Consider the following 10,223-nt stretch of genomic DNA (forward strand, 5'->3'; position numbering starts at 1 on the left):
ATCATGAGGTCACAGCCGTGCGATGAACGAAAATTCTCATTCGCACGGCTGCGTCCAGCAGATTGACGATCCGGACGACATCCGCCTCTCTCCCTATCGCAGCATTCGCGAAAAAGATCTCGTGGGACGCCAGCAGCGTTTTATCGCTGAGGGCAAAGTGGTTCTGAACGTCCTGTTTTCATCCTCGGCACGCTTTGAGACCGAATCCCTACTTGTTCTGGAAAACCGGCTTGCGGGCCTGAGTGAACAACTCAGCCAATTGCCGCCAGATGTTCCTGTCTATTCCGTCCCGCAGACTGTCATGGATATGGTCGCCGGATTTCATGTCCATCGCGGCGTTCTCGCGGTGGGCCGTCGCAAGACACAGCCGAGCCTTGAGACGATGCTGGCTGCCCTGCCCGCGAAATCGCTCGTTGTTGTTTTGTGCGGCATTTCCAATCACGACAATGTCGGCTCTATTTTTCGCAACGCAGCCGCTTTCGAAGCCGATTGCGTGCTGATGGACGAAACCTGTTGCGACCCGCTTTATCGCAAGGCCATCCGCGTATCGGTTGGCGCCACGCTGAAGGTTCCCTATTTCCACGGTGGAAATATCGATGAGATCATCGCCGCGCTTGGCGATGCCAACTTTAATCTGCTCGCGCTCAGCCCGTCATCCTCGCTCGGCATTTATGATGCGGCCAAGTTCGATCGACAGGCACTCCTGCTTGGAACAGAAGGGGAAGGATTGCCGCCTCGCCTGCTCGCAAAGCTGCAGACGGCGCGTATCCCCATGTCCACTGCGTTCGACAGCCTGAATGTCGCAACTGCGTCGGGCATAGCTCTGTCCCGGTTCAGCAAATTCTCGTAAGAACATCGCATTCGGACGCCAAAAATAAAAAACCTCCGGTTTGAAGCCGGAGGTTTTTCGTTGCAAGAAAGACTGATTTTTCAGGCCGCTGAGGCATTCGCCGTATTGGCGACCAGTCGGCGCAGCATTTCTTCCGCCTGCGGCTCCCGCTCGGACCGACCGATGAACCCGCCGCCAAAGACGCGTGCGGTGTTGCTTTCATCGGAATAAAGCACGCAGGCCTGTCCCGGAGCGATACCACTTTCGCCATCAACCAGCTCAACCCAGGTCTGGCCATCGGCATGGCGCAACACGGCAGGGCGTGGCGGCCGGGTCGAACGCACCTTCGCGAACACTTCCATGCCGCCTTCAGGCAGATCGTTGATCGGCGCATCACCCAGCCAATTGATGTCACGCAGGAAGACTTTGTGCGTTTCCAGCGCTTCACGCGGACCGACGATGACCCGCGCATTGGCGGCATCGAGATGCACGACATAAAGCGGTTCACCCGTGGCAACGCCAATACCGCGGCGCTGGCCGACCGTGTAGTGCACGATGCCATCGTGGCGGCCAAGTGTACGACCGTCGATATGGACAATATCACCGGGGTTGGCCGCTTCCGGCTTCAGCTTGGAGATAATGTCGGAATATTTGCCCTGCGGCACGAAGCAGATGTCCTGGCTGTCCTGCTTCTTGGCAACAGTGAGGCCCATTTCCTCTGCAATTTCACGCACCTGCGCCTTCGGCAGATGTCCAAGCGGAAAGCGCAGATAATCGATCTGCTCCTGCGTGGTCGCAAACAGGAAATAGCTCTGGTCACGATCCGTATCGACCGGACGATAAAGCGCACGGTGCGCACCATTGGCACGGCTACGGATATAATGTCCCGTTGCCAGCGCATCGGCGCCAAGATCGCGCGCGGTCTGCAGAAGATCGGCAAACTTTACCGTCTGATTGCAAGAAACGCATGGAATCGGCGTTTCGCCGCTGACATAGGAATTCGCAAATGGGTCGATCACGGCTTCACGGAAGCGTGCTTCGTAATCGAGAACATAATGCGGAATACCGAGACTTTCCGAAACGCGGCGGGCATCTTCGATGTCCTGTCCCGCGCAGCAGGAACCGGCGCGATGAACGGCTGCACCATGATCATAAAGCTGCAGCGTCACGCCAACGACATCGTAACCTTCACGTTTGAGAATCCCGGCCACAACAGATGAATCGACGCCGCCCGACATGGCGACGACAACGCGCGTGTCTTCCGGCTTTCCCGGCAGATCGAGGCTGTTCAGGCTCATGATTGATTCCAGCTTCCGGGCAAGTGCCCTGCTTCTCAAAATTTAGGTTTCTGCGCCCTATATAGGCTAAAGTGCGGCAATTTGCCAAGGGTCCGGGAACAATCATTGTCCAGATTGCGACAGGCAATGCACACTTCCCCGTGAGGTTTTCCGGTCATATACCGCAAAAAAGCCGGTAATAGGGCGAAAACGAAAATTTTTCCAAGTCTTACCAGATAGTTACCAGCTGTTTAGGTAATTTTTAAAGCTGTCGGGTTAGTCTCACACTCGATTAGGTCCTTGAGTGTTGTGTAGAGAGTACAATGACCGATCTGGTAAGACCGCGTATAAAATATGTTATCGGTCCTGATGGCAGCCCGCTGACCATCGCGGACCTCCCCCCCGCCAATACACGGCGCTGGGTCATCCGCCGCAAGGCTGAAGTCGTTGCCGCAGTGCGGGGCGGACTTTTGAGCCTTGAGGAGGCATGCCAGCGTTATACATTGACGGTGGAGGAATTCCTTTCCTGGCAATCCTCAATCGATGAGCATGGTCTCGCCGGCCTCAGGACCACCAGAATACAGCAATATCGTCACTAGGACCTGTCTCGCCAAAACCGGGACAGGTTTTGGAAGGACGGGGATCATGGCCGCTGCGGAACAATATTTTCCGCAACCGGTCGTGAATCGACAAATCGAAAACCGGCCCACGTGGCCGGTTTTTATTTGCACATTCCATTCCTATGTTGTGAACTTGATGCGTTGATGAAAGCGCGTAGTTGTTCAGGAGGATGGCATGAGCGGGACTATCGAGATTCGCAAGGAAGACAGCTCCGACGGCGGACGTTATGCGGCTGTTCTTGACGGAAACGAAGCCGAAATGACCTATACGAAGCTTGGCCCCTCCCTCATTTCCATCGACCACACTTTCGTGCCGGATACGATGCGTGGCAAAGGCGTCGCGCAGGCGCTTGCCAAGAATGCCGTTCTGGACGCGCGGCGCAGCGGATGGAAAATCATCCCGCGCTGCAGTTTCATGCACGCTCAGGCGATGCGTCACCCGGACTGGTCAGATGTTTTCGGCAAGGAATAATTGCTGAACTCAAGCATGTCTCCCAAAATTGGGAACCGCTTTCGCGGAGAAATCAGTCCACCAGACTGATTTCTGCTCCCACTACGATGGGATAAAGACATGCGTAAAGGCAAAGAGATAGAGCATTTCCAACGATTCGACTTAAACTGGAAATGCTCTATTGCAAGTCGCGAATGCGTCGCGCCAGACTTTTGGAGCCGGTCTTCTTGTCTTTTCCAGCGTTGGATTTTTCTGCCGCCTCAAGAATTGAATGGATCGGAGATTCCGGTCCTTCTTTTTCAGCGGTCGCTGCCACCATGCGGGCGGCAAGCACGGCCATTTCTTCACGAAGCGCTGCATTCTCGCGTTCGATCTCGGCCAGCTCGGGATTTTCGTTCGCGCCAGCATTCTTACGGCTATAGCGCTCGATTTTTTCCTGCGCATCGGAAAGCTCGGATATCAGCTTCTCAAGCTTCTGCTGCAGTTCTCCATTGCGCCGCTTTTCGCTCTTCAACTCCGTCTGCGCAGAGGTCAACTGGGTCGAAACTTCGTTGTAACGCGCTGCGGCTTCCTTGCGATCTCGACGCATTTCGGTCATCTCGTTTGTCAGACGGCTATATTCCGTCTCGCTTCCACTTATCTCGATACGCAAAGTATCGGCCAATCCCTCAAGCGCACTGTAGTGGCTCTGCATCCGTTCCAGTTCCGCCTGGAGGATTTCCGCCTTTTCCAGCGCCGTGTCGCGCGCTGTCTCAGCATCTTTGGTTGCCCGCTCGTGCTCCGCCAGTTGCTTCTCAATATCTGCCTGGCTTCCTTCGAGGAGCGGAATACGCTTCAGTTCTTCATATTGCCGGGCGAGCGTCACCTTCTGTTCCGCATTCTTGTGACGTTCGAGCTTCAGCAGTTGTTCCTGCCGGCTAACCGCAACGGCGTGTTCGGCGCGCAACCCGTCCCGGTCCGCACGTATCTCGGCCAGCGTTATCGGCAACTCCGCCTGAACCTGCCGGCGCGCCAGAAAAAAGGCGCGTCGCCAGACCGAAGGGCCGAGCAGAACCACGACGAAAACCGTCACAAGAACGCCGAATATGAAAAAGAGAGCGGACTGGATCACGGTTTCAAACGGGCCCGAACGGTTTCAGACAAGCATTGACTATTCATAGTGCGCAGTCGACCGTCTTTCCAGCCAGCAAAAACAATCTCCGGCTGAAAAGACACCCTTGCGCAACTAATCCCTAAAACGGATTCCACGTCGGCGCAGCGGAAAGCTTCAGATAACCGATATTCACGCCGAGCCTCGCGCCTACACCGGTGCGGATCGGCACCAGCATGATGTTCTCGCGTTTCAGGACATTGAAGCCGACGCCCGCAATGACATAGGCAGAACCAGCAACACCGGCATAACGGCCGTAAAGGTTCTGGATGTCGTCGAGATTATAGACGAGCATCATCACGCGAGAACCCTGCCCGCCGAAATCCCAGCCAAGCGAAGGGCCTTGCCAATAAGTCTTATGGTCGCCTGCATTCTTGGTATAGAGCGTACCTTCGCCATAGGTCAGGCCGCCGATGAAAGCGCCGGAACCTTCTTCACCAAGAATATAGCCGTTAGGCAGACCAAAACTCTGGAACGCCTTCTCGACCGCGCTTGCGATACCGCCCGAAGTTGACCCGAAGAACCTGTGACCAGATTCGACGATTTCCTCGGCTGTGTATGTGTTCTGTGCTCTGGCCTGACTTGGCAGAGCGATGAAAGAAACAAACAGCGCCGCAAAAAACGCAACGAAGCACGCCGCATTGCGGAACCTGATTTGCGACAGGGATTGTATGGCCATGTAAAATTCCTTTTGGCTCTCCGCTCCTCTGTCTGACGGCCCTGTTAAAAGCCAGACCACGTCTCTTCCGGACATTTTGGTCGAATCGTGCCTATTTTAGACCCGAATTTATTGTCCAAACCTTTAAGTATCGAAATTGGCTTTACGAAGGCATGCAATTTCCGGTCTTTTTCACACTGATGTGAGGGAATGCCGGGGTCGCATGGATCGAAAAGAGAGCTTTGTTGCGGCGGTCCGATGGCCCGTGTATCCAGTTAAATCGATATTCCGGGCGATTCGCCCACCTTCATGCAGCGCGCAAACTCTGGCTTTGCGGGCTGTTTCGTTAACCGACAACGGTCTGCTCATCCAACACGCTGGGACGAGCAGGATCGATCCGCGTTCCGGAGAAAACGCCATGCCAATGCCCGTTACCCTTTCTGCGCTCGACCTCGGTGCGCTTCTGTGCAGCAGGATCTGTCATGACATCATTTCGCCGGTTGGCGCGATCAATAACGGCCTGGAACTGCTGGAAGAAGGCGGAGCAGACGAGGACGCGATGGCGCTCATCAAGTCGAGCGCACGTAACGCCTCGGCCCGTCTTCAATTTGCCCGCATCGCTTTCGGCGCCGCAGGCTCGGCCGGCGTGCAGATTGACACAGGCGATGCACAGAACGTTGCTACTGAATATTTCAAGAACGAAAAGCCGGAATTCACCTGGGAAGGCACGCGTGTCCTTCTGCCCAAAAACAAGGTCAAGCTGCTTCTGAACATGCTTCTGATCGCCAATGCTGCCATACCGCGTGGCGGCTCGCTGGCCGTGCGCCTTGAAGGTGGAGATACCGAACCGCGCTTCGTCATCACTGTGAAGGGCCGCATGCTGCGTGTTCCGCCGAAGTTCCTTGAGCTTCATTCAGGCGCTACCCCGGAAGAGCCGATCGACGCCCATTCCGTCCAGCCTTACTACACCCTGCTTCTGGCCGAAGAAGCAGGCATGAAGATTTCCATCCACGCCACGGCAGAAGACATCGTATTTTCTGCTGAATAAGCGGCCCGGAGCGCGGGGCTGACCCGCGCTCATACTGGCAAACAGCAATAAAACCCTCTATCAGTCAGGCAATGCATTTCCGGTCAGGATATGCGTCTGAAGATATTCGTCGAAGGCGTGACAGCCAGCGCGCATTTGTGGAGGGGAACTGCATGGCGAATGAACCAATGACAGGCTATTGCCTGCTGGTCGACGATTCCTCCGTCATTCGCAAAGTCGCGCGCCGCATCCTGTCCGAAACTATCGCAGAATTTGCCGAGACCTCAACCGGCCGGGAAGCGCTCGAAACCTGTTTTTCGCGCATGCCAGACGTCGTGCTGCTCGACTATGACCTTCCGGATATGACGGCACTGGAGGTCGTGACCGAACTGCGCGCCATGCCGGGTGGCGACCGCCCCCGCATCATCCTGTGTCTTTATGAACTCGATGTGACCCGCATCATGCGGGCGAAGCGTGCAGGCGCCAATGGCTATATTCTGAAGCCATTTGATCGCGCCTATCTCACCGAACAGTTTGCAGGCATTCTGTCCGCCTAAATCCGGAAATAACCATTTCAAAAAGCAAAAGCTCCGCCGAAGCGGAGCTTTTTACATTTCGAAGCCTGTTGTCGATCAGGCGCTTTCACGCATTTCAGCATCCGGCTCACGCAGCACATAGCCGCGACCCCAGACCGTCTCGATATAGCTCTGGCTACCGGAAACAGCATCAAGCTTCTTGCGCAGCTTGCAGATGAAGACGTCGATGATCTTCAGTTCCGGTTCGTCCATGCCACCATAGAGATGGTTGAGGAACATTTCCTTGGTGAGCGTCGTACCCTTGCGGAGCGAAAGAAGCTCCAGCATCTGGTATTCCTTGCCGGTCAGGTGAACGCGCTGGCCGGAAACTTCGACCGTCTTCGCATCCAGATTGACCACCAGGTCGCCCGTCGTGATGACCGACTGAGCATGTCCCTTCGAACGGCGCACAATCGCATGAATACGTGCGATCAGCTCGTCCTTGTGGAACGGCTTGGTCATGTAGTCATCGGCGCCGAAGCCCAGACCGCGAACCTTGTCCTCGATACCGGCCATGCCGGAAAGGATAAGGATCGGCGTCTTCACCTTGGACAGACGCAAGGTGCGAAGAACTTCGTAACCAGACATATCCGGCAGGTTCAAGTCCAGCAGGATGATGTCGTAATCATATAGCTTGCCGAGGTCGATGCCTTCTTCGCCCAGATCGGTCGTGTAGACATTGAAACTCTCGGACTTAAGCATCAACTCGATGCTCTGTGCGATAGCACTGTCGTCTTCAATCAAAAGGACGCGCATCTCTTATCCCCTTTCCGCAGCCGACCCGATGTCCCTCACGGCAGCACACGGAACTATCGTTGCCTTTGCATGAAGGTGCCAGCAAATGGTTAACAAAATATGATTCTGCTTGGCAAGCATATTTCTGTCCTGTTTAGAAAATTCTCTTATGCGCCTGAATCATAAAGATATTCTCTTCCTGATGACTCTAAAGCATCGCATTAAGAATCTTCGCTAAGCGATTCATCTGACTCTAGCTTTCGCCTGTTGCCGAAAAACCACACGAGGTTTACCGAGCCTTAAGTCCTAACGCGTATGATTAACTTCGCCGGTAAAGGAATGGTTACCAAACGAGCGAATTCTTAACTTTTTGTTTCGCTTGTTGAGCCATTTCGGAAAAGCGGCTGCGATGATTTCCCCTTTAGGGGGCTGAATTTGCAAGGAGATTCGGGGGTGAACCAGGCGCGTTTTGCCTGTTTACACCTGTTAATAAAGTCGGGGGGAACGCCCCAACACATGAAAGCTGGTTGGTGTTCAAGGAGTATTGCGTATGAAGCCACGTGAAAGCCTAGTCAGGCTGAAACTGTTCCAGGTGAAGGAAAAACGCCGTCAGCTGGGCCAGCTCGACCTGATGATCGGGGAGTTCGAACGGATGGCCGGAGAACTCGACGCCCAGATTCTATCGGAAGAGAAAAAAGCTGGCATCACTGACATCAATCATTTCGCTTATCCGACCTTCGCCAAGGCGGCACGCCAGCGGCGTGACAATCTCTTCGTATCGATTCGCGACCTGATGTCCCAGAAGGAAGCAGCCGAAGCCGAATTGTCGGCTGCGGAAACCGAACTGACGAAAGCCGAAGCGCTCGAAGAACGCGACGGCGGCAAGGCCCCGCGGGAAGTGATCGAGCGCCCTGTCAACCAGCGCCGCGCCATGATCGGCTGATCGAAGCGGCCTTACGGAAATTCAAGACGCTGCTTTTGTCGAAAAGCAGCGTCCTGCCGTTTGCTGCAAACACCTCATTTTCCTCAGTATATTGATATTTAGAAATCAATGTTTCTTGAATAAAATCGGATTTGCATAGCTCTCTCGCCAGATGTAGTGAGGAAGGGCAATGCAGAAAACCTCCCCTTCCGGGCCGAATTCGACCCCAAGCAAATTCAGCTTCAAGAACAGAGCCAGACCAGTCCAGTGGGTCTTGCTGGCTGTGTTTTCCGCCATTCTGATTTTCGCAGGGGAAGAGTTGCAGCTACCCGCCGCCATGCTTCTGGGCGCGATGCTCGGTGCGATCCTGATGGCTGCTGGCGAAAGCACCTTACGGGTTCATCGCTGGCTGTCGCTTGGAGCACAAGGTGTCGTCGGCTGCCTCATTGCCCGCTCGATCACCGCTGAGTTTTTCACCAGCATGGGGCAGCATCTGCCTGTCATCCTGCTGTCCGTCGGCTATGTGCTGTTTACCAGCACTTTTATCGGCTACCTGCTCGCGCGGTTTCGCATTTTGCCAGGAACAACTGCTGTGTGGGGATCGTCGCCAGGTGCTGCCACCGCAATGACGCTGATGGCAGAAGCTCATGGAGCAGATGCTCGTCTCGTCGCCTTCATGCAATATCTTCGTGTCGTGCTGGTCGCCACAGCCGCTTCGCTCGTCCTGCGCCTAAGCACAGGCGTGGAGACTGTTGCGCCTGTCGAGATCGTCTGGTTTCCGCCCATCGACTGGCCCACCCTTGGACCGACATTGCTCCTGATCGTCGGAGGCTCGTTCCTTGGAGAAATCCTCCGCATCCCGACCGGCGCCATGCTCGTACCGCTGATATTGGGCGCATTGCTCCAGGACACAGGTTTCATCACCATCGACCTGCCACCATGGCTGCTCGCGGTCAGCTACCTGCTTATCGGCTGGCGTATTGGCCTCGGCTTCTCACGCGCCATCATCGCTCATGCGGCGCGTGCTTTTCCAGCAGTGCTCACATCCACGCTGCTCCTGATTGCCGTATGTGGACTGTTCGGCATGGCGCTCGGTCACGTGCTGGGCCTCGACCCGCTGACCGCCTATCTTGCCACCAGTCCCGGCGGCGCCGATACGGTTGCGATCATCGCAGCATCAAGCAATGTCGATCTGCCCTTCATCATCGCGATGCAGACGAGCCGGTTCTTCATCGTACTTCTGGCAGGCCCTGCCATCGCCCGCTTCGTCGCCGCGCGCATCGAGAGGCGAATTACGAAAAAGAACCTTTAATACCAAGTCTCGTTGAGTTTGAATCATCAAGACTTGGTTAAGCCCGTGCGGCGATTGAGCATTCTCAGGGCGTGATGCGTTAGCATCTTAGCGCCCTGCTATAAACAGCCCGATTGCCGGAACTGTCGGGACCGTGTTAGGCTTTCGGCATGACACAGGTTTGCACCCATCTCATGTTTCAGGGCAGTGCAGGCGCAGCTCTGGAAACATATCGTTCGGTCTTTCCCGACTTCCTGATTGAGTCGATCAAAACCTATGACGAAGCGAGCGGCAGTCCCGGCAAGGTGCAGATTGCACGCGTAACCTTCGCCGAACACCGGCTGATCGTCATCGACAGCCCCATTCCGCATCAGTTCGATTTCAACCCGTCCATATCGCTGTTCGTCGATTTCCACGATGCGGAAAGCCTGACCAGCGTTTTTGAAAAGCTTTCGGAAGGCGGCGAGACGCTGATGCCGCTGGACAATTACGGTTTCAGCAAGCTTTTCGCCTGGATCAAGGACAAATACGGGGTTTCCTGGCAATTGAACTTGCAGGCGTGAATCGGGTAGGAGGGCATTTTAGGCCCTCCTCCCACACCACCGTACGTACGGTTCCGTATACGGCGGTTCATGAAGCGTAGTATAGGCGTCGGTGTTCCTTCAGGAACGAGATCAGCCCGATTTTG

The 10,223-nt window shown here is 55.2% G+C and carries 12 protein-coding genes; 8 read left to right on the top strand and 4 right to left on the bottom strand.

From position 1 onward, the window contains the following. Positions 1-22 precede the first annotated feature (22 nt). Entirely contained in the window at positions 23-850 is an 828-nt protein-coding gene (locus F9K94_RS05375) for a TrmH family RNA methyltransferase (protein WP_151644050.1), read from the top strand. Between the two features lie 80 nt (positions 851-930). Here the strand turns inward: F9K94_RS05375 and mnmA are convergent, their stop codons facing one another. Beyond that, on the bottom strand, positions 931-2,127 hold the full coding sequence (mnmA, locus tag F9K94_RS05380; RefSeq protein ID WP_192799440.1) for a tRNA 2-thiouridine(34) synthase MnmA: 1,197 nt from the start codon (positions 2,125-2,127) through the stop codon (positions 931-933). A 302-nt stretch (positions 2,128-2,429) separates the two neighbouring features. Between mnmA and sciP the strand changes: the two genes are divergently transcribed. Together sciP and F9K94_RS05390 are read left to right on the top strand one after the other, a co-directional pair. After that, the gene (gene sciP / locus F9K94_RS05385) at positions 2,430-2,705 is read left to right on the top strand and encodes a CtrA inhibitor SciP (protein WP_002964694.1); all 276 of its coding nucleotides are present in this window, start codon (positions 2,430-2,432) and stop codon (positions 2,703-2,705) included. Between the two features lie 196 nt (positions 2,706-2,901). After that, the gene (locus F9K94_RS05390; protein ID WP_061345868.1) at positions 2,902-3,198 is read left to right on the top strand and encodes a GNAT family N-acetyltransferase; all 297 of its coding nucleotides are present in this window, start codon (positions 2,902-2,904) and stop codon (positions 3,196-3,198) included. A 157-nt stretch (positions 3,199-3,355) separates the two neighbouring features. Here F9K94_RS05390 and F9K94_RS05395 read toward each other — a convergent pair whose 3' ends face one another. After that, entirely contained in the window at positions 3,356-4,264 is a 909-nt protein-coding gene (locus tag F9K94_RS05395) for a coiled-coil domain-containing protein (RefSeq protein ID WP_192799448.1), read from the bottom strand. 145 nt (positions 4,265-4,409) lie between these two features. Then, a complete protein-coding gene (locus tag F9K94_RS05400) occupies positions 4,410-5,006 on the bottom strand; it encodes a DUF1134 domain-containing protein (RefSeq protein WP_061345866.1) in 597 nt (198 codons plus the stop codon). Between the two features lie 397 nt (positions 5,007-5,403). On the opposite strand from F9K94_RS05400, the gene chpT reads away from it, so the two are divergent. Beyond that, positions 5,404-6,033: a histidine phosphotransferase ChpT gene (gene chpT, locus F9K94_RS05405; RefSeq protein ID WP_109987275.1), complete on the top strand. Its 630-nt coding sequence runs from the start codon at positions 5,404-5,406 to the stop codon at positions 6,031-6,033. A gap of 152 nt (positions 6,034-6,185) precedes the next feature. After that, positions 6,186-6,569, top strand: coding sequence for a response regulator (locus F9K94_RS05410; RefSeq protein ID WP_151644054.1), 384 nt, complete (start codon positions 6,186-6,188; stop codon positions 6,567-6,569). Positions 6,570-6,644: 75 nt separating this feature from the next. Here F9K94_RS05410 and ctrA read toward each other — a convergent pair whose 3' ends face one another. After that, a complete protein-coding gene (ctrA, locus tag F9K94_RS05415; protein WP_010659553.1) occupies positions 6,645-7,343 on the bottom strand; it encodes a response regulator transcription factor CtrA in 699 nt (232 codons plus the stop codon). Between the two features lie 529 nt (positions 7,344-7,872). Between ctrA and F9K94_RS05420 the strand changes: the two genes are divergently transcribed. The 3 genes from F9K94_RS05420 (at position 7,873) to F9K94_RS05430 (ending at position 10,098) form a co-directional block, all read left to right on the top strand. Beyond that, positions 7,873-8,265: a hypothetical protein gene (locus F9K94_RS05420; protein WP_006472627.1), complete on the top strand. Its 393-nt coding sequence runs from the start codon at positions 7,873-7,875 to the stop codon at positions 8,263-8,265. A gap of 169 nt (positions 8,266-8,434) precedes the next feature. Beyond that, positions 8,435-9,556 (top strand): AbrB family transcriptional regulator, encoded by a 1,122-nt coding sequence (locus tag F9K94_RS05425; RefSeq protein ID WP_151644056.1) that lies wholly within the window; start codon positions 8,435-8,437, stop codon positions 9,554-9,556. 149 nt (positions 9,557-9,705) lie between these two features. Beyond that, complete coding sequence (locus tag F9K94_RS05430) at positions 9,706-10,098, top strand: VOC family protein (protein ID WP_061345861.1); 393 nt, start codon at positions 9,706-9,708, stop codon at positions 10,096-10,098. Positions 10,099-10,223 lie beyond the last annotated feature (125 nt).

It is taken from the genome of Brucella tritici, from assembly GCF_008932285.1.
Lineage (GTDB): Bacteria > Pseudomonadota > Alphaproteobacteria > Rhizobiales > Rhizobiaceae > Brucella > Brucella tritici.

Coding starts and splice junctions, on each gene's coding strand:
- F9K94_RS05400 (WP_061345866.1), bottom strand. CDS start 5,006: ATGGCCATACAATCCCTGTCGCAAATCAGGTTCCGCAATGCGGCGTGC.
- F9K94_RS05420 (WP_006472627.1), top strand. CDS start 7,873: ATGAAGCCACGTGAAAGCCTAGTCAGGCTGAAACTGTTCCAGGTGAAG.
- F9K94_RS05430 (WP_061345861.1), top strand. CDS start 9,706: ATGACACAGGTTTGCACCCATCTCATGTTTCAGGGCAGTGCAGGCGCA.
- F9K94_RS05410 (WP_151644054.1), top strand. CDS start 6,186: ATGGCGAATGAACCAATGACAGGCTATTGCCTGCTGGTCGACGATTCC.
- F9K94_RS05375 (WP_151644050.1), top strand. CDS start 23: ATGAACGAAAATTCTCATTCGCACGGCTGCGTCCAGCAGATTGACGAT.
- chpT (WP_109987275.1), top strand. CDS start 5,404: ATGCCAATGCCCGTTACCCTTTCTGCGCTCGACCTCGGTGCGCTTCTG.
- ctrA (WP_010659553.1), bottom strand. CDS start 7,343: ATGCGCGTCCTTTTGATTGAAGACGACAGTGCTATCGCACAGAGCATC.
- F9K94_RS05390 (WP_061345868.1), top strand. CDS start 2,902: ATGAGCGGGACTATCGAGATTCGCAAGGAAGACAGCTCCGACGGCGGA.
- sciP (WP_002964694.1), top strand. CDS start 2,430: ATGACCGATCTGGTAAGACCGCGTATAAAATATGTTATCGGTCCTGAT.
- mnmA (WP_192799440.1), bottom strand. CDS start 2,127: ATGAGCCTGAACAGCCTCGATCTGCCGGGAAAGCCGGAAGACACGCGC.
- F9K94_RS05425 (WP_151644056.1), top strand. CDS start 8,435: ATGCAGAAAACCTCCCCTTCCGGGCCGAATTCGACCCCAAGCAAATTC.